Below are 22,740 nucleotides of genomic sequence, written 5' to 3'. Positions count from 1 at the left end.
TCATTCATCAACAGCCTGGGCGGCCAAGGTGATGCGGTGCCGTCCCACCGGCACCGCCAAAGTCGGTTCGGCCGGATGGCCGTCGAGCTGGACGCCGACCCCGGCGGGCAGCGCACTCAGCGTGATCCGCGCGGCGGTGTCCGTGGCCACCGTGATGGTCGACGCCGGCAGCGGTGCCAATCCGGCCCGCTGGACATCCACCGTGATCGCGGCGACGCCGGTGAGCCGCAGTGTCAGATACGGCAGCGGACCCACGGGCGGACCCACCCGCCAGTCCAGTTCGCTGTAGACGCCGGGGGTCGGGTCGAAGTTCAGGAGGAACCCGCGGTGATGCCGAACGGTGTGCGTCGGATCCGGGCGCGCGTACGACCGCGCGTCGACTTCGGCCACGGCCCCACGCCGCGCCGTCACCGCGGGATCCGCGGTCAGGCCGGACAGCCACCACACCCGATGCGGCCCGATACCCAAGTCGTCGCGCACCAGTTGCGGGTGCCACGCGAACGTGATGTGCCCCGGATCTGCTTGGCGCAGGCCGGTTTCCATGTGGGCGATCGGGTCTTCGAACTTGTCCTGCAGCACCCAGGCGATGTGATCCTCGAACGGATACACCGTGAAGCGGTGCCGGTAGCCCAGCCGGTCGAGTTCGAGCACCTGCTCGGCGGCCGACGGGAACGGCACCAGCTCGTCGACCAGTCCGTGCGCGATCACGTAGGGCAGCCAGCGGGCGTTCACCAGCAGCTTCCACGTATCGCCCTCCCGGGCACAGGGCGACTCCGGGTCCAGGTCGGCCGGGATGTCGACGTCGGGAAGCAGCCGCACCCCGCACGTCGGCGGGCCGGCCAGCACGACGGCCTGCGAAAACACTTGCGGATAAGTCAATCCCAGCTTGTAGGCCGCATAGCCGCCCATCGAGTAACCGGAGATCACGGTGCGGTTGGGATCGGTGCCCAGCTGCTCGGCGACGCGCGCCCACACTTCCCAGACGTCCAACTCCCCGGTATCGAAGTACCACGTCGACGGCCCTCGGGCCAGCGGCGTGATCACCACCGAGCCGCGCACCTCGCACACCTGGTGCAGCAGGCGGGGGTCGATCGCGGCAAACTGGCTCTGCCCCAACGCAAGCGAATGCAGCAGCAGGGTCAACGGCAGCGCCCGGCCCGGCTTGAAACTCGATGGCAGGCACACCGAATACGGCTGCACCCGGCCGAGGAACTGCGGCTTGGTGCTCAAGATGTCGTCGGCGGCCACACCTTGGCCCAGCTCGATCGAGGACACATACCAGCGCGTCGACGGGCCGGTGATCACCGGCTCGGCAGCGGTCTCGCCGGCCGCCAGCCGCGCCCACTCCACGCTCACGGCGAACCTCGACACGTCGCCACCCGTCAACGCGTCGGCCTGCGCCGCGTCCGACCAGAAGTTCAGGTGCGGCGGCTCCTGCTCGTTGGTGCGGAATGCGACGTTGTACACGTTGGGTTGACCGGGCAGCGCGCCGCGCTCGGCGGGCACGTCGGCGAACCCGTCACCGGCCGCGTTGGCCAGCCCCGCGCCGAGCCGCACCGTCCAGGTGCCGCTCGGCTCCAACAGAGTCCGCGGCACCTGCGCCAGAAACGTTCGCGATCCCATGTCGACGCTGTGCTGCACCGGCGTCGTCGACTGGGTGGTCAGGTCGATCAGCGCGGCACCGCTGCCCGAAATCCGCAGGGCCATGTCGATTCCGGCCGAGCGCACCCCGGCCCCGGCGGGCCACTGGTCCGGCGCGGTCCGGGCCGGGTCGGTGTCGAGAGCGAACAGCGCGATGGGCACCGACGCGTCCAGCAATGTGTTCCAGTCGACCCGCCACCACGTGTGGGTTGCGGTGAGCCCGATCGCGACCCGGAAGATGTCGGCGCCGTTGCGGGCGGCGGGGCCGTCGGGATAGACGTAGGTTCCGCGCGGCGGCGCCTGCACTTTCAGGTCGCCGATCGGCAGGCCCGTCGCGCCGTGGTCGTCGTACAGAAAGTCGGTCCAAAACAGGGCCCCACCGGCCACGCGGCCCGCGCCGCAGGTGCGCGGAAACTCCTCGCCGAATGGCCAGCCCGACGGCACCGGGAGCTGTGGCTCGCGGCGCAGCGCCGCCGGGGGCACCCCCTCGGGCATTCCGTCGACGACGACGAGTTCGGCCGGCGGCGCGGGTGCCGTCGGGGCGGGATGCACCAGCGTATCGGCGATGTGACGTGCGATGCGGATCGGAAGGAGAGTCAAATCCAGAAGTGACATCAAGGCCAACGTACGCCCCGATAAGCGCCGGATGCTATGCCACGGGCACCACGATCAGGTCGTGCGGCCGGTTGTTGACGGCCAGCGCCCCGCCTTCGGTCACCACGACGATGTCCTCGATGCGGGCGCCCCAGCGGCCCGGGAAGTAGATGCCCGGCTCGACGGAGAACGCCATGCCCGCGGCCAGCGGCAGGTTGTTGCCCGTGACGATGTAGGGCTCCTCATGGACGGACAACCCGATGCCGTGACCGGTGCGGTGCACGAAAGCCTCCGCTAGCCCGGCGTCGGCCAGCACGTCGCGCGCGGCCGCGTCGACCTGCTCGGCCGTCACGCCCGGACGCACGGCGTCGACGGCCGCGCGCTGCGCCCGCTGCAGGATCGAATATTGCTGTGCAACTTCGGGATCCGGCTCGCCAATGCTGTAGGTGCGGGTCGAGTCGGAGTTATATCCGGGCTCGTAGGCGCCCCCGATGTCGACGACGACGATGTCGCCGACTTGCAGTTCGCGATCCGAGTAACCATGGTGCGGGTCGGCGCTGTGTGGCCCGGAACCGACGATGATGAACGCCACCTCCGAATGGCCTTCGGCCACAATCGCTTCCGCAATGTCGGCGGCCACGTCGGCCTCCGTCCGGCCCGGGACCAAGAACTCCGGCACCCGGGCGTGCACCCGATCGATGGCCGCGCCGGCTTTGCGCAGCGCGTCTGTCTCGCATTCCTCCTTGACCATGCGGAGCGTGCGCATCACGTTCGTCGCCAGCACGGGCAGCACGCCGAGCGCACCCGCCAGCGGCAGCAGGTGCAGCGCCGGCATGGAGTCGGTGACGGCGGTCGCGGCGGGAACCCCGCCCAACGCGGCGCCCACCAATTGGTACGGGTCGTCCCCGTCGACCCAATCCCGCACCGCCAGACCCAGTTCCGCAATGGCCGACCCCTTGAGCGAGGCCAGCTCCAGCCGCGGCACCACCACCGTGGGGTCACCGGAGGCCGGCAACACCAGCGCGGTGAACCGCTCGAGGGTCTGGGCGCGCGACCCGACGAGGTAACGCAGGTCGTAGCCCGGGGTGATGACCAGGCCGGACAACCCCGCCTCCGCGGTCGCGTCGGCCGCCGCTTTCAGGCGGCGGGCATACACCCCGGTGGCGAACCGATGAGAGTCCATGGCAGCCAGGCTAACCCGGTCGACGTTCGGCGGCGTGAGACCATACCGGCATGACCAGACCCTCAGGTACCAGCGGCGACCCGCAGCGCCCGGCTTCGCCGCGCTCGCGATCGCCGCTAGTGCTGCTCGACGGGGCCAGCATGTGGTTCCGGTCGTATTTCGGGGTGCCCTCCTCGATCACCGCGCCCGACGGCCGGCCCGTCAACGCCGTGCGGGGATTCATCGATTCGATGGCCGTGGTGATCAACCAGCAACGCCCCAGCCGGCTGGTGGTGTGCCTGGACCTGGATTGGCGGCCGCAGTTCCGGGTGGACCTGGTCCCGTCCTACAAGGCGCATCGCGTCGCGGAGGCAGAGCCGGCCGGCGAACCGGACATCGAAGAGGTCCCCGACGACCTCACGCCGCAGATCGACATGATCATGGAGTTGCTGGACGCGTTCGGCATTCCGACCGCGGGCGCCGAAGGGTTCGAGGCCGACGATGTGCTGGGCACGCTGGCCGCCCGCGAACGTCGTGACCCGGTGGTCGTGGTCAGCGGCGACCGCGACCTGCTGCAGGTGGTGTCCGACGACCCGGTCCCGGTCCGGGTGTTGTACCTCGGCCGCGGGCTGACCAAAGCGACCCTGTTCGGGCCCGCGGAAGTCGCCGACCACTACGGCGTGCCGCAGCACCGTGCGGGGCCCGCCTACGCCGAGTTCGCACTGATGCGCGGCGACCCGTCCGACGGCCTGCCCGGCGTGCCGGGCGTCGGCGAAAAGACCGCGGCGACCCTGCTGGCCCAGCACGAGTCGCTCGAACAGATCCTGGCGGCCGCCCGCGACCCGAAATCGAAGATGGCCAAGGGTGTGCGCTCGAAACTGCTGGGCGCCAACGACTACATCGAGGCCGCCGGACAGGTGGTACGGGTGGCCACCGACGCGCCCGTCAGCCTCTCGACCGCAACCGACGCGCTACCGCTGGCGGCCGACGACCCGCAGCGCACCGCCAAGCTGGCGACATCACTGGGCGTCGGGTCCTCGATCGCCCGGCTGCAAAAGGCGCTCGACGCGCTGCCGGAGTAACCGACTACTGCGGCCTGCCCACCTCGTAGGTGCCCTTGTTGTCCTGGAAGGTCACCGTCACGTGCTTGGGGGCGCCGTCGATGCTGACGTCGCAGTCGAACGTCGCGCCCTTCTTGACGGTCGGATTCTGGCCGTGGTTGCACTTGACGTTTTGGACGTTCTTGGCGCCGTAGCCGTTGGTCTCGTCCGACAGCACCTGCTGCACACCGGCCTGCGCCTTGTTCACGTCCAGCTTGGTGGTCACGAAGAAACCGGGCTGCCAAAAGCCCAGCACCAGGACGACCGCGATGAGCAGGAAGGCGATCACGCCGCCCACGCCCAGGATCACCCCCGTCGACCGCTTCTTGGCCGGCTGCTGGTCGTAGGGCGGGTACTGCTGCGGGTACTGGCCCGGCTGACCATACTGGCCCGGCTGACCGTACTGGCCTGGCTGCCCATACTGGCCGGGCTGCCCGTACTGCCCGGGCTGACCGTACTGGCCCGGCTGACCGTATTGACCCGGCTGACCGTACTGGCCCGCCTGCGCGTACTGCCCGGGCTGACCGTAGCCGGGCTGCTGCGGGTATTGCTGCGGGTACGCCTGCTCGGTCGGTTGTTGGTACTGCGGGTAGTCGGCGGGCGGCGTATACGCCGGGGCCTGCCACGTCGCCTCCTGCCCCGGCTGCTGCTGCCAGGGCGAACCGGCCTGGGTCGGCTCGGAGGACTGATCGCTACCCTGGCCCGGCGGTTGCCACTGCTGCTCCGGTCCCTGCGGTCCGCTCATCGTCTCTCCTCAGCCCCTTATGTCTTGGCATGAACTATCGGCGTTGTCGTTTCCGGATCTACGGTAGCTCCGGCTCAGCCTACCCGGCGTCAACAGCGACGACGCCGCGCCGAACGTCATTGATGGCGCGCTTGGCGGTGGCCCGCAACTCGGCGTCCGGGGCGGCGTTGCGGACCTGGTCCAACAGGTCGAGCACCTGGCGACACCAGCGCACGAAATCCCCTGCCAACAGGGGCGAGCCGGTGCCGACCGGGTCGACGGCCGCCAGCGCCGCCGCCAGGTCCCCGGTCTTGGCCCACCGATAGATGACGTTGACGAACCCGTCGTCAGGTTCCCTGCTGAGCGTGATCCGGTGCGTCTGCTCGTCAGAGCGCAGCGCATACGACAGCCGCGACGTTTGCTGCAGCGCTTGCCTCACCCGCTGAGTCGGGGCTTCGGCGGCGAACGCCGCCCGCGGGCCCTCGCCGCCCCTGGTTTCGTACAGCACCGCCGACACCACCGCCGCCAGCTCGGGCGGCTTCAGGTCGGCCCACGCGCCGGTGCGCAGGCATTCGGCAACCAGGAGGTCGCTCTCGCTGTAGATGCGGGCCAGCAGCCGGCCGTCATCGGTGACGTGGGGATCGGTGTCCGGGCCTTGGATGAAGCCGCGCTCGGTGAGCAGGCCGACGATGCGGTCGAACGTGCGCGCCAGCGAATTCGTCGCTGCGGCAACCTTTTTCTCCAGTTGCGCGTTGTCGCGTTCGATGCGCAGGTAGCGCTCGGCCTGCCGGACCTGGGTCTCGAGGCCGGGGCTGTTGTGCGACGGGTGCCGGCGCAGTTCGTCGCGCAAGGACGCCAGCTCCGGGTCCTGAAACGCGCCGTCGTGGTCGCCGCGGCCGCCGCGGCGCCGGGACGGAAGCGCCAGCCCGGCGGCCGCCGACCGCAGCGCCGACGCCAAATCACGCCGGACCCGCGGCTGGCGGTGCTCGACCCGCTTGGGCAAGGGCATCGAGCCGACCGGAGCCGACGCTCCCGGGTAGTCGGCCGTCGAAATCCGTCCCGCCCAGCGGTTTTCGGTGAGCACCAGTGGTCGGGGGTCCTCGCCGTCGCGGGCCGATTCCAGTACCACCGCCAGCCCGCCGCGCCGGCCTTGGGTGATGTTGATGATGTCGCCGCGCCGCAGCGCGGCCAGCGCATCGCTGGCTGCCTGGCGTCGGTGCAGCCGCGATGCACGGGACTGGGCGCGCTCCAGCTCGGAGATGCGCGCCCGCAGGCGGGCGTAGTCGAGAACGGGCGCCTGTGGGCCGCCCAGCTCGCCGGCGATCTCGGCGAGCATCGCGGTGCCGCGCTCGATGCCGCGGACCAGGCCGACGACCGAGCGGTCGGCCTGATATTGGGCGAACGACTGCTCCAGCAGCCGATGCGCCTGCTCGGGGCCCATCTGCTGGACCAGGTTGATCGTCATGTTGTAGGACGGAGCGAACGAGCTGCGCAGCGGGAAGGTGCGGGTGGAGGCCAGGCCCGCGACCGCGGCCGGCTCGGTGTTCTCGTCGGTGGGGTTCCACAGCACCACCGCGTGGCCTTCGACGTCGATGCCGCGCCGCCCGGCGCGCCCGGTCAGCTGCGTGTACTCCCCCGGCGTCAGCGGCATGTGTTGCTCGCCGTTGAACTTCACCAGCCGTTCGAGCACCACCGTCCGGGCGGGCATGTTGATGCCGAGCGCCAGGGTCTCGGTGGCGAACACGGCCTTCACCAGCCCTGCCGTGAACAGTTCCTCGACGGTGTGCCGGAACACCGGCAACATTCCGGCGTGGTGGGCCGCCAGCCCGCGTAGCAATCCCTCCCGCCACTCGTAGTAGCCGAGCACCGCCAGGTCGGCGTCGGCGAGATCGCCGCACCGGTGCTCGATCACCTCGGCGATCTGAGCCCGTTCCTCCTCGGTGGTCAGGCGGAGCGGCGAGCGCAGGCACTGCTGGACGGCCGCGTCGCAGCCGGCGCGGGAGAACACGAACGTGATCGCCGGTAGCAGCCCCTCGGAGTCCAGGGTCGCGATCACATCGGCCCGACCGGGCGGCCGGTAGAAACGCGGCCGGTCTGGGGCGCCGCGGCCGCCGCCACGCCTTCCCGCCTCCCGGCGGGGACCACGCCAGTCCGACATCCGGTCCGCCTCCCGGCGGTGCGCGATATGGCGCGCCAGCTCGGGATTGACCCGCGCCTCACGTCCGGCGCCCGGCTGCTCGCCGGCTTCCGCGTTGCGGTAGTCGAACAAGTCGAAGAGCCGCTTCCCCACCAGCACGTGCTGCCACAGCGGTACGGGCCGGTGCTCGTCGACCACCACGGTCGTATCGCCCCGCACGGTCTGGATCCAGCCCCCGAATTCCTCGGCATTGCTCACCGTCGCCGACAGGCTGACCACCCGCACGTCGTCGGGCAGGTGCAGGATCACTTCCTCCCACACCGGGCCGCGCATCCGGTCGGCCAGGAAATGCACCTCGTCCATCACCACGTAGGAAAGCCCTTGCAGCGCAGGCGAATCGGCGTAGAGCATATTGCGCAGCACCTCGGTGGTCATCACCACCACGGGCGCGTCGGCGTTCACCGACATGTCGCCGGTCAACAGGCCGATCCGGTCACGGCCGTAGCGTGCGGTCAGGTCGGTGTGCTTCTGGTTGCTCAGCGCCTTGAGCGGCGTGGTGTAGAAGCACTTCCCGCCCGCGGCCAGCGCCAGGTGCACGGCGAATTCGCCCACCACTGTCTTGCCGGCGCCGGTCGGCGCGCACACCAGCACGCCGTGCCCTCGTTCCAGTGCCGCGCACGCCCGCCGCTGGAAGCCGTCCAGCGCGAAAGGCAGCTCCGCGGTGAACCGGGTCAGTTCGACGAGGTCCGCCACGTCCTGCGGGGCTGACGGTTCAGGTGACATCGTCATGCTGGCCGGCGGTGTACGACGGCTCCGGAAGCGGCCGCTCGACGGGCGTCGGCGGTTCGATGACCGACGCCTCGTCGTCGGGGATCACGGTCTGGGCTTCGCGCTTGGCCTTCCGCCGGTCGTGCAGGCGGGCGATCTGGATGGCGAACTCGAGCAACACCGACAGCGCCACGCCCAGGGCGGTCATCGAAAACGGGTCGGAACCGGGCGTGAAAACGGCGGCGAACACGAACATCGCGAAGATCAGGCCACGCCGCCAGGACTTGAGCCGCTCATACGGCAGCACACCGGTCATGTTGAGCATGACGATCAGCAACGGGAATTCGAAGCTGACCCCGAAGACCACCAACAGGTTGATCAGGAAACCGAAGTACCGGTCGCCGGACAGCGCGGTCACCTGCACGTCGCTGCCGACCGTCAGCAGGAAGCTCAATGCCTTGGACAGCACGAAATAGGCCAGCACCGCACCGGCGACGAACAGCACCGCCGCGGGGACCACGAATCCGACCGCGAAGCGGCGCTCCTTCTGGTACAGGCCCGGCGTGATGAAGGCCCACAGCTCGTAGAACCACACCGGACACGCCAGCACAACCCCGGCGGTCAGCCCGACCTTGAGCCGCAGCATGAACTGGTCGAACGGCGCCGTGGCCAGCAGCCGGCATTGACCGTCGGCGCTGATGCTGGCGCGTGCGGATTGCGGCAGCGAACAGTAGGGGTGGCGCAGCCACTCGCCCAGGCTTTCCAGCCCGAAGATCGAATGCGAGTACCAGACGAACCCGAAAATCGTGGTGATCAGGATGGCGGCCAACGACAGCAGCAATCGGGTGCGCAGCTCGGTCAGGTGGTCGACGAGCGACATCGTCGCGTCGGGGTTGGTGCGGCTGCGCCTGTTACGCGGGTTGAGGCGCCTCAGCACGCCGGCAGTGCGCGCTGAAACCTTGAAACCTTTCACGACGCTCGTTCAGTGGCGTTCGGGCACCGCGACGATGATGGCGGGCTAAGCCGGGCGTGCTTCAGAGTGCCCCTGCTCGGGGGCCGCCGGAGCGTCGACCCGCTGCGACTGCACGGGAGTGGGGTTGGCCGCGGAGGGGGCGTTGTTCGTATCCAACGCGGACGGCTCCGCTTTGTTCTCGCTCTGCATTTCGCGCAGCTCAGACTTGAAGATGCGCATCGACTTGCCCAACGAACGTGCTGCATCGGGGAGCTTCTTGGCACCAAAAAGCAGGATCACCACCACCGCGAGGATCGCCCAGTGCCACGGACTAAGACTGCCCACTTTGATTACCTCCAGACGTCTACCCGATGCTACCGCAGTGCGGCCATGGACCGGGCCGCCCGCGCCGTGGCCTCAGGGGGCAAGCGCCTGATAGGACTCGCACGCCGCCGCCGCGGCACCCCGTACACGTCGTGCGAGCGACTCCGGTTCAAGCACCCGCACGGCTGACCCGAAACCCAGCACCAGACGCGTCATCCAGTCCTCCGAGGCATAGGTCATCACCGCCTCACAGGATCCGTCCGCCAGCTCCCGCACCTCTCGCATCGGGTAGTACTCGAACATCCACGACGCCGAGGGCGCGACCCGGAGCGTGGCCGACGGCAGGGAGGGATCGCCGTCGAACAGCGACGTGTCCGGCGGCGCCTGGACGGCCAGTTCGGGTGCGGCCGCCGGCTCCTCCAATTCGGTGGCGTCGACGATCCGGTCGAACCGGAACAGCCGAACCCCGTCGGCCTCGCGCGACCAAGCCTCCAGGTAGCTGTGTCCGCCGATCAGCAGCACCCGGATGGGGTCGACGATCCGGCTCGTCAGGGTGTCATGCGAGGCGGAGTAGTAGTCGAGGGCGAGCGCGTGTCCGGCCTGCACGGCAGTGCGCACCGCGGCCGCGGCGCGACTCTCCGCGGGTGCTTGTTGATTGACCGCCGCCGCCGATCCGGTGGCGTCATGGCCGACGGCGCCGGCCGCGTCCTCAATTTTGGCGATCGCACTGCGCGCCGCTTCGGGATCGACCACACCGGGAATGTCGGCGAGCGCCCGCAGGGCCACCAGCAGGCCGGTAGCCTCCGGCGACGTGAGCTTGAGCGGCCGGTCGATCCCCGCCGAGAACGTCACCTCGATGGTGTCGCCGGAGAACTGGAAGTCGATCAGGTCGCCTGGGTAATAGCCGGGCAGGCCGCACATCCACAACTGGTTGAGGTCCTCTTCCAGTTGCTTGGCGGTGACGCCGAGGTCGGCAGCGGCCTTGGCGCGCGTGACCCGCGGGTTGGCCTGGAAGTACGGCACCATGTTGAGCAGCCGGATGAGGCGGGTGGACACGGGTGTCATCCGGGTGACACCTCCAGATGAGCGCGCAGCCGGGCCAGCACGTCCTCGCGCAGTGACTGCGGTTCGAGCACGACGGCGTCGGGCCCGTAGCCGGCGATGTCGCGCGCCAGCCGGTCGCTGGACCCGATGTCGATTTCGATCACCTCGCCGTCGCGGCCGGCCAGTTCCCGCGCGCCGGTGGTCCTCCCGGCGCGCCGCAGCGCGGTGGCTCGCCCGTCGGCGACCCACACGCGCGCCTGCCCGCCGGTCGGGGTCTCGGCGATCGTGCGGGCCACGATCTGGCGCAGGTCCACACCCTCGGGCACGACGACCGCCCCGGGCGGACCGATCGGCCTGACCTCGGAGCCGATCCGCGAGAGCCGGAACGTGCGGGTGGCGTCGCGGTCGCGATCGTGTCCCACCAGATACCAGCGTCCCTTCTGGGTGACGACGCCCCACGGCTCGACGGTCCGCATGCTGTACGGCTCGGCGCGCGACGGCCGGTGCGGGAACTGCACCGCCTGCCGGGAATCGATGGCCGCCAACAGGATTCCGAGCACGTCTTCCGACCCGCGCAAACCCGGCACGCCGGCCGGCGAGGCGATGGCCACCGGCGCCCCCATCTCCATGGGGTCGACGTCCACCCCGGCGGCGCGCAGCTTGAGCAGAGCTCCCTGGGTGGCGGTGACCAGCTCTGGCGATTCCCACAGTTGTGTCGCGACGGCGACCGCGGCCGCCTCGTCGGCGGTGAGCTCGACGGGCGGCAGCGAGTAGGCGTCGCGGTTGATTCGGTAGCCCTCGGTGGGCTCCGCGGCCGACGCCCTGCCGACCTCGAGCGGGATGCCCAGATCACGCAGCTCGTTCTTGTCACGCTCGAACATGCGGGAGAACGCCTCGGCGCTGGGGCTTTCCGCGTAACCGGCGACGCTGGACCTGATCTTCTCCGCGCTGATATACCCGCGGGTGGACAGCAGGGCGATGACGAGGTTGACCAACCGCTCGACTTTCGAGGTTGCCATTCGCACCAGGTTATAACCGGTGCCCCGCCGGCGCCTGCACCGGTTAGCGAGTCGCAGGACTCACATTCGCCCCATCAGTCACCAGTGAGCAAGCATTGCCGCCCTGGCAAACGTGATAGCACCGGCGCTATCACATTCGCGCGTCGAGCATGGCCCGCCAGGGCGGGGCTGATGTGACGGATGGGGCCAGCGGGGACCGACAGGGCTACATGCTGGCGATCAGCCGCTTGACCCGCTCGTCGACCGCACGGAAGGGGTCCTTGCACAGGACGGTGCGCTGGGCCTGGTCGTTGAGCTTGAGGTGGACCCAGTCGACGGTGAAGTCACGGCCCGCGGCCTGGGCGGCGCTGATGAACTCGCCGCGCAGCCGGGCGCGGGTGGTCTGCGGCGGGTGATCGACTGCCTCGGCGATCTCCTCGTCGGTGGTGACCCGCGCCGCAAGCCCCTTGCGCTGCAGCAGGTCGAACACGCCCCGCCCCCGCTTGATGTCGTGGTAGGCCAGGTCCAGCTGGGCGATCTTCGGATCGGACAGCTCCATGTTGTAGCGGTCCTGGTAGCGCTGGAACAGCCTGCGCTTGATCACCCAGTCGATCTCGGTGTCGACCTTGGCGAAGTCCTGGCTTTCGACGGCGTCGAGCTGGCGGCCCCACAGGTCGACGACCTGCTCGATCTGGGCGTTGGGCTCCCGAGTCTGCAGGTGTTCGACGGCGCGGCTGTAGTACTCGCGCTGGATGTCGAGCGCGCTGGCCTGACGCCCGCCGGCCAGCCGGACCGGCCGCCGTCCGGTGATGTCGTGGCTGACCTCGCGGATGGCGCGGATGGGGTTGTCCAGCGAGAAGTCACGGAAGGGGACGCCTGCTTCGATCATCTCCAGCACCAGTGCGGCCGTCCCCACCTTGAGCATGGTGGTGGTCTCGCACATGTTCGAGTCGCCGACGATCACGTGCAACCGCCGGTACTTCTCGGCGTCGGCGTGCGGCTCGTCGCGGGTGTTGATGATCGGCCGGCTACGGGTGGTCGCCGACGAGACGCCCTCCCAGATGTGCTCGGCGCGTTGGGACAGGCAGAACGTCGCCGCCTTGGGGGTCTGCAGCACCTTCCCGGCCCCGCAGATCAGCTGGCGGGTGACCAGGAACGGCAGCAGCACGTCGGAGATCCGGGAGAACTCACCGGCCCGCACGATCAGGTAATTCTCGTGGCAGCCGTAGGAGTTGCCCGCCGAATCGGTGTTGTTCTTGAACAGGTAGATGTCGCCACCGATGCCCTCGTCGGCGAGCCGCTGCTCGGCGTCGATCAGCAGGTCCTCGAGCACCCATTCACCGGCCCGGTCATGCGTGACCAGCTGCACCAGGCTGTCGCACTCGGCCGTCGCATACTCGGGATGACTGCCCACGTCGAGATACAGGCGGGCGCCGTTGCGCAGGAAAACGTTGGAGCTGCGCCCCCAGGACACGACGCGCCGAAAGAGATAGCGGGCTACCTCATCCGGGGATAGGCGACGGTGTCCGTGGAAAGTGCAGGTGACACCGAACTCGGTCTCGATGCCCATGATTCGCCGCTGCACGTAATCGAGGGTACTGGTTGTCGGACCGAGACGGTGCGGAAGCCGCGCCTACGGGTCCCGACGAGTTTCACGACGTCCCGCCCTCGGCGGCCACGCCGGGGTTGCCAGCAACGCCGGCGTCGTCGTGTCAAGCCGAGCGTTTCGCCCTCAGCGAACACAACGGGGCGTGCCGAATCGGCCCGATTCAGCCCGCGGAGTCGCCGTTGGAGTCGGGCGCTTCGCCGTTGGTTTCCGGCTGTATCGAATCGCCCTCGTGCAGCAAGCTTTCCAGGGTGGCCCGGTTGATCCGCCGGAACGCCCGTCGCGGCCGGCTGACGTCGAGGATCGCGACCTCCAGGCTGCCCACGTCCGGGGAGGGCTGATCCCCGCTGGATCCGTCCCCACTGCCGGCCCGCAACGCCTTCACGGCGATCTGCGTCGCGTCGCGCAGGTCGGCGTTCTCGGCGTAGGACTCCTTGAGCGCGGTGGTGATCGGCTCGGTGGTACCGCCCATCACCACGAAATGCGGCTCATCGGCGATGGACCCGTCGTAGGTGATCCGGTACAGCTCAGGCGGTTTCGACTCGCCGTAGTGCGCTACCTCGGCGACGCACAATTCGACCTCGTAGGGTTTGGCCTGCTCGGTGAAGATGGTGCCCAGGGTCTGCGCGTAGACGTTGGCCAGCTGGCGGCCCGTGACGTCGCGGCGGTCGTAGGCGTAGCCCCGGGTGTCGGCGAACTGGATCCCGCCGCGGCGCAGATTGTCGAACTCGTTGAACTTGCCGGCGGCAGCGAAGCCCACGCGGTCATACAGCTCGCTGATCTTCTGCAACGACCGCGACGGGTTCTCCGCCACGAAGAGCACACCACCGGCGTAGACCAGCGCCACCACGCTCTTGCCACGGGCGATGCCTTTGCGGGCGAGCTCGCTGCGCTCGCGCATCGCCTGCTCGGGCGATATGAAATACGGGAAGCTCACTTCTCACCGCCGTCGGGGCCGAACGTGTCTGCGCGCGAGCGACTTTGGATGACCTCGCGAGCCAATTCGGCGATCCGGCTCTCGGGCACCTCGGCCGCACCCTCGGCGCCGATGGTGACCGCCGTCGGGTAGATACCGCGAACCAGGTCGGGCCCGCCCGTGGCTGAGTCGTCGTCGGCGGCGTCGTAAAGCGCCTCCACCGCCACCCGCACCGCGGAATCGGCATCGACGACCCTCGAGTACAACTTCTTCATGGACGACTTGGCGAAGATGGACCCCGAACCCACCGACTGATAGCCCTCTTCTTCCAGGTTCCAGCCGCCGGCGGCGTCGAACGACACGATCCGGCCGGCGCCCTCGGGATCGGCCGCGTCGATGTCATAGCCCGCCAGCAGCGGCAGGGCCACCAGCCCCTGCATCGCGGCGGCCAGGTTGCCGCGCACCATGATCGCGAGCCGGTTCACCTTTCCGGCAAACGTGAGCGGCACACCCTCGAGCTTCTCGTAGTGCTCGAGTTCCACCGCGTAGAGGCGGGCGAACTCGACGGCGATGGCCGCGGTGCCCGCGATGCCCGTGGCGGTGTAGTCGTCGGTGACGTACACCTTTTTCACGTCGCGCCCGGCGATCATGTTGCCCTGGGTGGAGCGCCGGTCCCCGGCGATGACCACGCCACCGGGGTATTTCAGGGCGACGATGGTGGTGCCATGCGGCAGCTGGGAACCCGCCCCATCGGCGTGCGCGCCGCCGCTGAGGCCGGCCGGCAGCAGTTCCGGCGCCTGGCGGCGCAAAAAGTCAGCAAAGGATGACAGGTCTACGGCGGAATTTGCCGGGAGTGCAGAGTTAGTGGACAGGCGATCGGAGAAGGGCCAGCTCACTGTCCGCCCTTTTGGACGTATGCCCGGACGAAATCTTCGGCGTTCTCTTCGAGGACGTCGTCGATCTCGTCGAGCAGATCGTCGGTGTCCTCGGCGAGCTTCTCGCGGCGCTCTTGGCCCGCGGCCGTGCTGTCGGCGAAGTCGTCGTCGTCGCCACCACCACCGCCACGCTTGGTCTGCTCTTGAGCCATCGCCGGCCTCCTGCTTCATCTGAACTTGTTCAGCGGCTTGCTGGGTTCCTCAGAGCCGCGCTGCCCGCTGGTATTTCTCTACCCTACCGGTCAACCCCGACGTTCCCCGGTCTAACCGGCTTAGCTGGTGAGTTGTTCCACCAGTTCGGCGGCGCTGTCCACCGAGTCCAGCAGCGCTCCGACGTGCGCCTTGCTGCCGCGCAGCGGCTCCAGCGTCGGAATGCGTACCAGCGAGTCGCCGCCCAGGTCGAAGATCACGGAGTCCCAGCTGGCCGCGGCGATGTCGGCGCCGAACCTGCGCAGGCACTCGCCGCGGAAGTACGCGCGCGTGTCGGTCGGCGGGTTGTCCACCGCCTCGAGCACCTGGTGTTCGGTGACCAGACGCTTCATCGAACCCCGGGCGACGAGCCGGTTGTACAGGCCCTTGTCCAGCCGAACATCGGAATACTGCAGGTCGACGAGGTGCAGCCGCGGCGCCGACCAGCTCAGGTTCTCCCGCTGCCGGAAACCCTCGAGCAGGCGCAGCTTGGCGGGCCAGTCGAGCACCTCGGCGCATTCCATCGGGTCGCGCTCGAGTTGGTCGAGCACGTGCGCCCAGGTCTGGACGATGTCGGCCGCGCGGGGATCGGGGTCGCGGCTGTCGACCAGCTTCGCCACCCGGTCGAGGTAAATCCGTTGCAAGGCAAGGCCGGTCAGTTCCCGGCCGTCGGCCAGGGCCACGGCGACCCGCAGCGAAGGGTCGCGGCTGATCGCGTGGACCGCATGCACCGGGCGGGCCAGGACGAGGTCGCTCAGGTCGATCCCGTGTTCGGGGCCGACTTCGATCAGGTCGAGCACCAGCGCCGTGGTGCCCAGTTTCAGGTAGGTCGACGTCTCGGCGAGGTTGGCGTCGCCGATGATGACGTGCAGTCGGCGGTACCGGTCGGCGTCGGCGTGCGGTTCGTCGCGGGTGTTGATGATGCCGCGCTTGAGCGTGGTCTCCAGGCCGACCTCGACCTCGATGTAGTCGGAGCGCTGGGACAGCTGGAAGCCGGGCTCGTCACCGGAGGGCCCGATGCCGACCCGCCCGGAGCCGGTCACCACCTGCCGGGACACCAGGAAAGGGGTCAGGCCGGCGATGATGGACGAGAACGGCGTCTGCCGCGACATCAAGTAGTTCTCGTGCGCGCCGTACGAGGCGCCCTTGCCGTCGACGTTGTTCTTGTACAGCTGCAGCTTGGCGGCCCCGGGCACGCTGGCGACGTGCCTGGCGGCGGCCTCCATGACCCGCTCGCCGGCCTTGTCCCAGATCACGGCGTCCAGCGGGTCGGTGCACTCGGGCGCCGAGTATTCGGGGTGGGCATGGTCGACGTAGAGCCGCGCCCCGTTGGTCAAGATCATGTTGGCGGCGCCGACCTCGTCGGCGTCGACCACCGGTGGCGGGCCGGCCGAACGACTCAGATCAAAACCGCGGGCGTCCCGCAGCGGTGATTCCACCTCGTAGTCCCAGCGGGTGCGCTTCGCGCGCTGGATGCCGGCCGCGGCGGCGTAGGCCAGGACCGCTTGTGTCGAGGTGAGGATCGGGTTGGCCGTCGGGTCCGACGGCGATGAAATGCCGTACTCGACCTCCGTCCCGATAATCCGTTGCATGTCCTAAGCGTAGGCCCGCCGACGATGCGCCCCGTGCGGCGGGGCGTTGAGAAGGCGGGCAATCCAGCTCCACCCGCCGACGATGCGCCCCGTGCGGCGGGGCGGGCAACCGACGGATGTTTGCAGTCGCTCAACGCCCAGCGCAGGGGACTTGCCCGCCGTAGGGTGAGCCGGCATGGACCTAACTCTGCGCCGCTCGCCGCGCCGCCGGGGTTCGGCGAGCGGCGCGGCTGAAAGCTGGTTCCTGGAGCGGGGTTTGCCGTCCGTTTTGACCAGGCGTGCCCGGTGGCGGCGGCTGTGGCCGCGCTCGGCGCCCATGCTGGCGGCGTATGCGATGCTGCAGGCCTGCATCCTGCCGGTGTACCTGATCACCGGCGGTCACGACGTCGAGATCAGCGGTACCCCAACGACTTCCGAACTGGTAGTGCTGGTGATCGTCGGCCTCGTCCTCCCGCTGATGGCCCTCGTGGGCTGGCTGGTGTCCCGGTCGCGAAACGGCCGGGCACGCGCGGCGATCGCGACCGCGTCCGTTCTGTTCGCGGCCGGCGTCGGGGTGACGACCGCGGACGCCGCGCAACTGCAGCAGGACGCCGCCGTGATCGCCGTCGTGCTGATCCTGACCGGCCTCGGCGTTGGCTCGGTGGTCGGCTGGGCGGTGCGCATGATGCTGTCGCACTTCGCCATGGTGGGCGCGCTGGCGGTCCGGGCACTGCCGGTCGTGCTGCTGACCGCGTTGGTGTTCTTCAACACCTACGTCTGGTTGATGGCCGCGACGATCAGCGGGAACCGGCTGGGGCTGGCCATGGCCTTCCTCGTCGCCATCGCGGCCGCCTTCGTCGTCTCCGCCACGGTGGAACGGGTCCGCCCGATGCTGAAGTCGACGGCGGCCCTGCCCGCAGAGACCGAACACCTCGCCGGCACGCCGTTCGCGGCCATGCCGGACGCCACGGACTGCGCACCGCTGAGGAAAGCCGAACGCCTCAACGTCGTCTTCGTTCTGGCCGCTTCCCAACTGGCGCAGATCCTGGTGGTGGCGGTGGTCACCGCCGCGATCTACCTGATCCTGGGGCTGATCGTGCTCAGCCCCGAACTGCTCAACGAATGGACTCACACCTACAAGAGCACCGCGACGGTATTGGGATTCACACTGCCGGTTGCGGATTCGCTGGTGCATATGTGCCTGTTCCTCGGCGCGCTGACCTTCATGTACATCAGCGCCCGCGCAGCCGGCGACGCCGAGTACCGCTCCACCTTCCTGGACCCACTGATCGAGGACCTGCACACGACGCTGATCGCGCGCAACCGCTACCGTGGCGCCGCCGCGCCGCCCGCGCGTGCTGTTGACGGCACCGACGGCAGTGACTAACTTCACCGTGTGTCCGCCCCCCAATCCGACCACGTCGGCAAACACGCGCTCGATCTGGCAGGTAAACGCTACGGCGAAGTGCTGCTGGTAACCGCCGGTGAAGCCGGTCCGCAGGCAACGGTCTACAACAGCTTCCCGCTCAACGACTGCCCCGCCGACCTGTGGTCCGCGCTCGACCCACACGCCATCGCCGCCGAAAACGGTGTGGCCGCAGCCTTGCTGAACGGTCCCCGGTACTGGCTGATGAACGCCATCGAAAAAGAAACCCAGGGTCCGCAGGTGACGAAAACCTTCGGCGGGATCGAGATGATCCAGCAGGCCACGGTTCTGCTCTCGTCGATGAATCCGGCGCCATACATCCCCAACAAGGTCAACCGCCACACGGTGTTCGTCTTCAACGCCGGCGAACAGATCTTCGAGCTCATCGATCCGCAGGGACAGCGCTGGGTGATGCAGACCATGAGCCAGGTCGCCGACCCCAATCTGACGCGGGACGACCTGCCACGGCTCGCCGACCGTCTCGACCTGCCCGCCGGGTGGACCTACCAGCCGCGAGTGCTCACCGAGGAGCTGCGGGTGGACACCAGGAGCAGGGCGGCTCAGGTCCTGCAGGACAACCTGACCAACAGCTACTCGCTGGTGAGCGCCTGACCCCTGGCAGCACAGGGCCGGCACTCGAACCGTGGCGCGCGGTGCGCCCGGTTCGAGTGCCGGCGTGGCTGAACGGCCTTACAGGTACTGGCCGAGGTTGGATTCCGTGTCGATGGCCCGCGACGCGCTCGAGCTCTTGCCGGTGACCAGGGTGCGGATGTAGACGATCCGCTCGCCCTTCTTACCCGAAATCCGCGCCCAGTCATCGGGGTTGGTGGTGTTGGGCAGGTCCTCGTTCTCGGCGAACTCGTCGACGATCGAGTCGAGCAGGTGCTGGATGCGCAGACCCGGCTGCCCGGTCTCGAGCACCGACTTGATCGCGTTCTTCTTCGCCCGGTCCACGACGTTCTGGATCATCGCCCCGGAGTTGAAGTCCTTGAAGTACATGACTTCCTTGTCACCGTTGGCGTAGGTGACCTCCAGGAACCGGTTGTCGTCGATTTCGGCGTACATCCGCTCGACGACCTTCTCGATCATCGCCTTGATGCAGGCGCTGCGGTCCCCGCCGAACTCGGCGAGGTCGTCGGCGTGCAGCGGCAGCGTCTCGACCAGGTACTTCGAGAAGATGTCTTGCGCCGCTTCGGCATCGGGCCGCTCGATCTTGATCTTCACGTCCAGGCGGCCGGGCCGCAGGATCGCCGGGTCGATCATGTCCTCGCGGTTGGAGGCGCCGATCACGATGACGTTCTCGAGGCCCTCGACCCCGTCGATCTCGCTCAGCAGCTGCGGGACGACGGTGGTCTCGACGTCCGACGAGACGCCGGTGCCGCGGGTGCGGAAGATCGAGTCCATCTCATCGAAGAACACGATCACGGGCGTACCTTCGGACGCCTTCTCCCGCGCGCGCTGGAAGATCAGCCGAATGTGACGCTCGGTCTCGCCGACGAACTTGTTCAGCAGTTCGGGGCCCTTGATGTTGAGGAAGTAGGACTTCGCCTCGCGCGCGTCATCGCCACGCACCTCGGCCATCTTCTTGGCCAGCGAGTTCGCCACCGCCTTGGCGATCAACGTCTTCCCACAGCCCGGCGGACCGTACAGCAGCACGCCCTTGGGCGGGCGCAACGCGTACTCCCGGTACAGCTCCTTGTGCAGGAAGGGCAGCTCCACGGCGTCGCGGATCTGCTCGATCTGCCGGGTCAGGCCGCCGATGTCGGAGTAGCTGACGTCGGGCACCTCTTCGAGGACCAGGTCTTCGACCTCGGCCTTGGGAATGCGTTCGAACGCGTAGCCCGCCTTGGTGTCGACCAGCAACGAGTCGCCCGGCCGCAGCTTGCGCGGGCGGCTGTCGTCGTTGAGCGCGTCGGGGTGCCCATCCGGGAGGTCCTCGGCGACCAGCGGCTCGGCGAGCCACACGATGCGTTCCTCGTCGGCGTGGCCGACGACCAGCGCCCGGTGCCCGTCGGCGAGTAGCTCGCGCAACGTCGAGATCTCGCCGACCGATTCGAACGTGCCGGCCTCGACCACGGTCAGCGCCTCGTTGAGGCGAACCGTCTGGCCCTTCCGCAGCAAGGAGACGTCGATGTTCGGTGAGCAGGTCAAGCGCATCTTGCGACCGGAGGTGAACACGTCGACCGTGTCGTCCTCGTGTGTACCCAGCAACACGCCGTAGCCACTCGGCGGCTGCCCCAGCCGATCGACTTCCTCCCTCAGCGCAAGTAGTTGCTGGCGCGCTTCTTTGAGCGTCTCCATCAACTTCGAGTTCCGGGCCGCCAGCGAGTCGATCCGGGCTTCGAGCTGATGCACATCACGTGCCGACCGGGTGCCGCCCTGCGTCCCGGCGGCGTGCTCGAGTTGCTCGCGCAGCAACGCTGCCTCGCGGCGTAGTTCTTCCAACTCGGCAGCATCGCCGCTGGACATGCCTGACTCGTGGGGGATACCGAATGATTCAGAACGCTCTGAGCCACCCATGTTGCGCTCCTTTCCCACACCTAATTGGCGCGGTGGATACTTCAAAGCTACCGGCGATTGGCCAATGATGTGCGGAGTCAAATACCCACGAAAAGTTAAGATTTTCGTCACGCTGGTAATCTCGGCCACTAATCTCGCTGATCGAAAGGGCCCTAGGAGGTGGCAGAGTGACCGCAAAAAGCCTCGCCACGGGCTTGGTCGGCACGACCGGCGCCGGCGTGGCGACCGCGAGTGTGAGTTCAGTTGCACCCGTTGGCCCCACCGCGCGGCGGGCACCCGCTTCGGCGAGCGCCCCTACCCCGCGACCGGCCTGATCGACTGGATGCACCGGCACCTGCGCGCGACCTTGAGTGCCGCCGCCGTCGTGGTGGCGGTCGGGATCTCGGGATGCTCGTCGCATCAACAACCCAGAATCGCCTCCTCCGCGCCCGCTGCGGCACCGGCCACGTCGAGCACCGTTGTCGTCTCTCCGACTACCCCGCTGCCGCCGCCCGAAGCCCTTACCGACATCTTGGCCCGGCTCGCCGACCCGAACGTACCCGGCATCAACAAGGTGAGTCTGGTCGAAGGCGCGACCCCCGAGAGCGCAGGCAGCCTGGACAAGTTCACCAACGCGTTGCGCGACAACGGCTACCTGCCCATGACCTTCGTCGCGCACGACATCGCCTGGTCGGACAAGACCCCCGCTGACGTGGTGGCGGCGATCGACGTCAACACGGCCCAGACCGCTAACGGCAGCTTCCACTTCCCCATGGAATTCACGCCCTTTCAAGGCGGTTGGCAGTTGTCCCGGCGAACCGCCGAGATGCTGTTGACACTGGGCAACTCGCCGGCGGTGCCGCCGCCGTCCAACCCTCCCCCGGCTCCGGCGTCCGCTCCCGAGCCGGCCCCTGTTCCGGCCCCGAGCCCGCCCGGTTGAGCCGCGGCATGTGGGTCGGCTGGCTCGAATTCGACGTGTTGCTGGGCGACGTCCGATCGCTCAAACAGAAACGGTCGGTGATCCGCCCCGTGGTCGCCGAACTGCGACGCAAGTTCAGCGTGTCGGCGGCGGAGACGGGTTCACCCGAGCTGTATCGACGGGCGGGAATCGGGGTGGCCACGGTGTCCGGTGACCGCAGCCATGCGGTCGACGTTCTGGACGCGGCCGAACGGCTGGTGGCCGCGCATCCGGAGTTCGAGCTGCTCTCGGTGCGGCGGGGGCTGCAGCGCAGCGACGACTAGCCGTCGCGGCCCTCGCGCTTGCGCCCCAACGGCGCCGGCGCGACCACGCCGGGCGCGAGCCGCCGCGTAAAAACCAGAAACGCAGTGTGCCCGCGCATCGAATGCTGGGGCCGGACTGCCAGGCCGACCACGTTCCAGCCGCGTTGCAGCGTCTCCCACGACCGCGGCTCGGTCCAGCACTGCTGCGCCCGCAGCGCCTCCACGACCCGCGACAGCTGGGTCACGGTCGCGACGTAGACCATCAGCACCCCGCCGGGAATCAGCAGCCGCGAGACCGCGTCGAGCACCTCCCAGGGGGCCAACATGTCGAGCACGGCGCGGTCGAAGGAGCCGTCGGGCATGTCCGAGTCGGCGACGTCGCTGACTATCAGCTCCCAGTTCTCCGGCGCCCCGTCGAAGAACACCGACACATTGCGGCGGGCGTGTTCGGCGTGATCGGCGCGCTGTTCGTAGGAGACCACCCGCCCGCCGGGCCCCACCGCGCGCAGCAGCGAGCAGGTCAGCGCACCCGAACCCGCCCCGGCCTCGAGGACGCGGGCGCCCGGGAAGATGTCGCCTTCGTGCACGATCTGCGCGGCGTCCTTGGGGTAGATGACCTGGGGGCCCCTGGGCATCGACATGATGTAGTCCACCAGCAGCGGGCGCAGCACCAGAAAGGGTGCGCCGTTGCTGGACTTGACCACACTGCCCTGCTCGAGCCCGATCAGCGCATCGTGGGCGATCGAGCCGCGATGGGTGTGAAACTCCGCGCCGGGCGTGAGCGACATCGTGTAGTGCCGGCCCTTGGCATCGGTGAGCTGGACGCGTTCCCCGACGGTGAACGGGCCGGTTGCGGACACGCCGTCTAGCGTGCCAGCCGACTCGCCGCGGGCGGTGCCCGGGGTTGTCGGCACCCGGTTCTACGCTGCGGGC

Annotated in this window: 20 protein-coding genes; 5 read left to right on the top strand and 15 right to left on the bottom strand. The window is 68.7% G+C overall.

The genetic code is table 11. The annotated features are described in order from the left end of the window. Positions 1–2,256 carry a prolyl oligopeptidase family serine peptidase gene (locus tag C1737_RS04395; RefSeq protein ID WP_102417337.1) on the bottom strand — a complete coding sequence of 752 codons (2,256 nt, stop codon included), beginning with the start codon at positions 2,254–2,256 and terminating at the stop codon, positions 1–3. Positions 2,257–2,290: 34 nt separating this feature from the next. After that, positions 2,291–3,418, bottom strand: coding sequence for a Xaa-Pro peptidase family protein (locus C1737_RS04390; RefSeq protein WP_102417336.1), 1,128 nt, complete (start codon positions 3,416–3,418; stop codon positions 2,291–2,293). A gap of 50 nt (positions 3,419–3,468) precedes the next feature. Between C1737_RS04390 and C1737_RS04385 the strand changes: the two genes are divergently transcribed. Then, positions 3,469–4,479 carry a 5'-3' exonuclease gene (locus C1737_RS04385; RefSeq protein WP_199182776.1) on the top strand — a complete coding sequence of 337 codons (1,011 nt, stop codon included), beginning with the start codon at positions 3,469–3,471 and terminating at the stop codon, positions 4,477–4,479. Between the two features lie 4 nt (positions 4,480–4,483). Here the strand turns inward: C1737_RS04385 and C1737_RS04380 are convergent, their stop codons facing one another. From C1737_RS04380 to dop, 11 genes are all read right to left on the bottom strand, one after another. Beyond that, positions 4,484–5,242, bottom strand: a complete 759-nt coding sequence (locus C1737_RS04380) for a DUF4333 domain-containing protein (protein WP_102417334.1) — start codon at positions 5,240–5,242, stop codon at positions 4,484–4,486. Positions 5,243–5,321: 79 nt separating this feature from the next. After that, on the bottom strand, positions 5,322–8,111 hold the full coding sequence (locus C1737_RS04375; RefSeq protein ID WP_068099029.1) for an RNA helicase: 2,790 nt from the start codon (positions 8,109–8,111) through the stop codon (positions 5,322–5,324). Between the two features lie 19 nt (positions 8,112–8,130). Next, complete coding sequence (gene tatC, locus C1737_RS04370; RefSeq protein ID WP_102417333.1) at positions 8,131–9,099, bottom strand: twin-arginine translocase subunit TatC; 969 nt, start codon at positions 9,097–9,099, stop codon at positions 8,131–8,133. 45 nt (positions 9,100–9,144) lie between these two features. Next, positions 9,145–9,423: a Sec-independent protein translocase subunit TatA gene (gene tatA / locus C1737_RS04365; RefSeq protein ID WP_067919975.1), complete on the bottom strand. Its 279-nt coding sequence runs from the start codon at positions 9,421–9,423 to the stop codon at positions 9,145–9,147. A gap of 72 nt (positions 9,424–9,495) precedes the next feature. Beyond that, complete coding sequence (locus C1737_RS04360; RefSeq protein WP_102417332.1) at positions 9,496–10,467, bottom strand: YafY family protein; 972 nt, start codon at positions 10,465–10,467, stop codon at positions 9,496–9,498. Continuing rightward, complete coding sequence (locus C1737_RS04355) at positions 10,464–11,465, bottom strand: YafY family protein (protein WP_102417331.1); 1,002 nt, start codon at positions 11,463–11,465, stop codon at positions 10,464–10,466. Before C1737_RS04355 ends, C1737_RS04360 begins: the two co-directional genes overlap by 4 nt. Before the next feature lie 205 nt (positions 11,466–11,670). Then, positions 11,671–13,029, bottom strand: a complete 1,359-nt coding sequence (gene pafA / locus C1737_RS04350; protein ID WP_102417330.1) for a Pup--protein ligase — start codon at positions 13,027–13,029, stop codon at positions 11,671–11,673. A 184-nt stretch (positions 13,030–13,213) separates the two neighbouring features. Beyond that, positions 13,214–13,987 carry a proteasome subunit alpha gene (gene prcA / locus C1737_RS04345; RefSeq protein WP_067919984.1) on the bottom strand — a complete coding sequence of 258 codons (774 nt, stop codon included), beginning with the start codon at positions 13,985–13,987 and terminating at the stop codon, positions 13,214–13,216. Continuing rightward, positions 13,984–14,862: a proteasome subunit beta gene (gene prcB, locus C1737_RS04340; protein WP_067919986.1), complete on the bottom strand. Its 879-nt coding sequence runs from the start codon at positions 14,860–14,862 to the stop codon at positions 13,984–13,986. The genes prcA and prcB overlap by 4 nt, the downstream gene beginning before the upstream one ends. Beyond that, on the bottom strand, positions 14,859–15,053 hold the full coding sequence (locus C1737_RS04335) for a ubiquitin-like protein Pup (RefSeq protein WP_007170369.1): 195 nt from the start codon (positions 15,051–15,053) through the stop codon (positions 14,859–14,861). Before C1737_RS04335 ends, prcB begins: the two co-directional genes overlap by 4 nt. A 120-nt stretch (positions 15,054–15,173) precedes the next feature. Further along, positions 15,174–16,682, bottom strand: coding sequence for a pup deamidase/depupylase (gene dop / locus C1737_RS04330; protein ID WP_067919988.1), 1,509 nt, complete (start codon positions 16,680–16,682; stop codon positions 15,174–15,176). 175 nt (positions 16,683–16,857) lie between these two features. Between dop and C1737_RS04325 the strand changes: the two genes are divergently transcribed. Beyond that, positions 16,858–18,048 (top strand): hypothetical protein, encoded by a 1,191-nt coding sequence (locus C1737_RS04325; RefSeq protein WP_102417329.1) that lies wholly within the window; start codon positions 16,858–16,860, stop codon positions 18,046–18,048. Positions 18,049–18,057: 9 nt separating this feature from the next. Then, the gene (locus C1737_RS04320) at positions 18,058–18,699 is read left to right on the top strand and encodes a hypothetical protein (RefSeq protein ID WP_068099024.1); all 642 of its coding nucleotides are present in this window, start codon (positions 18,058–18,060) and stop codon (positions 18,697–18,699) included. Positions 18,700–18,777: 78 nt separating this feature from the next. Here C1737_RS04320 and arc read toward each other — a convergent pair whose 3' ends face one another. Beyond that, complete coding sequence (gene arc, locus C1737_RS04315) at positions 18,778–20,607, bottom strand: proteasome ATPase (RefSeq protein ID WP_067920007.1); 1,830 nt, start codon at positions 20,605–20,607, stop codon at positions 18,778–18,780. 322 nt (positions 20,608–20,929) lie between these two features. Between arc and C1737_RS04310 the strand changes: the two genes are divergently transcribed. Then, a complete protein-coding gene (locus C1737_RS04310; protein WP_102417328.1) occupies positions 20,930–21,526 on the top strand; it encodes a hypothetical protein in 597 nt (198 codons plus the stop codon). A gap of 8 nt (positions 21,527–21,534) precedes the next feature. Continuing rightward, positions 21,535–21,828, top strand: coding sequence for a DUF503 domain-containing protein (locus C1737_RS04305; RefSeq protein ID WP_067919995.1), 294 nt, complete (start codon positions 21,535–21,537; stop codon positions 21,826–21,828). Here the strand turns inward: C1737_RS04305 and trmI are convergent. Continuing rightward, positions 21,825–22,667 (bottom strand): tRNA (adenine(58)-N(1))-methyltransferase TrmI, encoded by an 843-nt coding sequence (gene trmI, locus C1737_RS04300; protein ID WP_102417778.1) that lies wholly within the window; start codon positions 22,665–22,667, stop codon positions 21,825–21,827. The genes C1737_RS04305 and trmI overlap by 4 nt on opposite strands. Positions 22,668–22,740: the final 73 nt, after the last annotated feature.

Source organism: Mycobacterium sp. 4858 (genome assembly GCF_900240975.1).
In the GTDB taxonomy this organism is placed as follows: Bacteria; Actinomycetota; Actinomycetes; order Mycobacteriales; family Mycobacteriaceae; genus Mycobacterium.
The sequence above is the reverse complement of the archived record's forward strand: the minus strand, read 5'-3'. Positions and strand labels throughout refer to the sequence as shown.

Bases quoted from the DNA above. Each gene is read 5' to 3' on its own strand.
- C1737_RS04305 (WP_067919995.1), top strand. From the start codon at position 21,535: ATGTGGGTCGGCTGGCTCGAATTCGACGTGTTGCTGGGCGACGTCCGA.
- dop (WP_067919988.1), bottom strand. From the start codon at position 16,682: ATGCAACGGATTATCGGGACGGAGGTCGAGTACGGCATTTCATCGCCG.
- C1737_RS04390 (WP_102417336.1), bottom strand. From the start codon at position 3,418: ATGGACTCTCATCGGTTCGCCACCGGGGTGTATGCCCGCCGCCTGAAA.
- C1737_RS04355 (WP_102417331.1), bottom strand. From the start codon at position 11,465: ATGGCAACCTCGAAAGTCGAGCGGTTGGTCAACCTCGTCATCGCCCTG.
- C1737_RS04325 (WP_102417329.1), top strand. From the start codon at position 16,858: ATGGACCTAACTCTGCGCCGCTCGCCGCGCCGCCGGGGTTCGGCGAGC.
- C1737_RS04335 (WP_007170369.1), bottom strand. From the start codon at position 15,053: ATGGCTCAAGAGCAGACCAAGCGTGGCGGTGGTGGTGGCGACGACGAC.
- C1737_RS04385 (WP_199182776.1), top strand. From the start codon at position 3,469: ATGACCAGACCCTCAGGTACCAGCGGCGACCCGCAGCGCCCGGCTTCG.
- C1737_RS04380 (WP_102417334.1), bottom strand. From the start codon at position 5,242: ATGAGCGGACCGCAGGGACCGGAGCAGCAGTGGCAACCGCCGGGCCAG.
- C1737_RS04360 (WP_102417332.1), bottom strand. From the start codon at position 10,467: ATGACACCCGTGTCCACCCGCCTCATCCGGCTGCTCAACATGGTGCCG.
- C1737_RS04310 (WP_102417328.1), top strand. From the start codon at position 20,930: ATGCACCGGCACCTGCGCGCGACCTTGAGTGCCGCCGCCGTCGTGGTG.
- C1737_RS04395 (WP_102417337.1), bottom strand. From the start codon at position 2,256: ATGTCACTTCTGGATTTGACTCTCCTTCCGATCCGCATCGCACGTCAC.
- arc (WP_067920007.1), bottom strand. From the start codon at position 20,607: ATGGGTGGCTCAGAGCGTTCTGAATCATTCGGTATCCCCCACGAGTCA.